A 1,461-nucleotide genomic window follows, 5' to 3' on the forward strand; every position below is an offset into this window, starting at 1 on the left:
GCGTGAGCCTGGAAGCCGGGCGCGACCTCACGGCCCGGGCGGCCACCTTGAGCGCCGGCCAGACCCTGAGCCTCGATGCGGGCGGCAAGCTGAGCCTGTACGCGGGCGAGAACAGCACCTCGGCCGAGACGCACCATGCCACCAAGAAGGGCATGACCAAGTACAGCCTGGATGCCGACAGCCAGGACACCACCTTGGCCCGCACGACCCTGGATGCCAGGAACATCCAGCTGCAAAGCGGCGGCGACATGACGCTCGGTGCCATCGAGGCCACGGGAGAAAGCCTGGACATCCGTTCCGGCGGCAAGCTCAACCTGCTGACCCAGTCCACCACCAGCGCCATGAGCGCCAAGGAGGTCGACAACGATGCGGCCTTCTCCTCGGCCTCGGGCAGCGGACGCACGGACGAGACGAGCCAGTACAACCGGTTCAACGTCAAGGACCTGAGCATCAATGCCGATGGCGGGGTGAAGGCGCAGTTCGGCCAGAACGACAGCCTCTCCTCGCTCGCACAGCAGCCGGGCATGGGCTGGGTGAACCAGCTTGCCGACGATCCGGCCTTCGTCAACAGCGTCGAATGGCAGCGGGTGAAGGAGGAGCACGACCGGTGGTCGTACCACCAGAGCGGCATGGGGCCGGTGACGGCGGCCGTCGTGAGCCTCGTGGCGGCCTATGTGGCCGCACCGGTAGCCGCTCAGGCGGGTGCAGCGGCTGGCGGTGCGGCGACCTCGGCCGGCATGGGCGCCACCATCTCTGCGGGCGTCAGCGGTGCGGTACAGATCGGCGTCAGTGCCCTGGCAAGCCGAGCCGCGGTGAGCCTGGTCAACAACGATGGCGACCTCGGCAAGGTGCTCAAGGAGCTGGGCAGCAGCGAAAGCGTCAAGGCCATCGCCACGGCCATGCTCACAGCAGGCGTCGTCGAAGGGCTGGGCAGCACGATCACGATGGACGTGAATGGCGTGGCGACACCGCTGAACCAGATCAAGGCGATCAATGGAGCCGGCAGTTTCCAGGTGTTGGGTCGCAACCTGATCAACGGTACGACACGGGCGCTTGTCGACACGGCCATCAACGGCGGGAGCCTGGGGGACAACCTCACTCGCAGCATCGCCACGGCGTTCATCGATACCGGTGCAGCAATGGGTGCAACCGCCATCGGGGCGAACACCGCCCCTGGCAGCTTCGCGAATTTCGCGGGCCATTTCATTGCAGGTTGCGCAGCAGGAGCCCTGCGTGCCGACAGCGGGGCCGGCTGCGGCGCCGGCGCCATTGGCGCCACGCTCGGCGAAGCCACGGCACTCATGCTCAATGGCAATCGCACGGCCGAAGACATTCTGGCCAATGGGCTGCTTCCAGGCACCTTGGAGATGGCCAGCCTCGTGGGCGGTCTCGGTGTTGCGCTGGCTGGTGGCGACGCCAGCCTGGTCTATCTCGGCGCAGGCGCCGGATCGAACGCGGCCG

1 protein-coding gene is annotated in these 1,461 nt (G+C 67.2%); it reads left to right on the forward strand.

The genetic code is table 11. The features are described from left to right. Nucleotides 1–1,461: DUF637 domain-containing protein (locus A8M77_RS34940; protein ID WP_192871727.1), on the forward strand; the 1,461-nt coding region annotated here is incomplete at both ends.

It is taken from the genome of Variovorax sp. JS1663 (genome assembly GCF_002157355.1).
In the GTDB taxonomy this organism is placed as follows: domain Bacteria; phylum Pseudomonadota; class Gammaproteobacteria; order Burkholderiales; family Burkholderiaceae_C; genus Variovorax.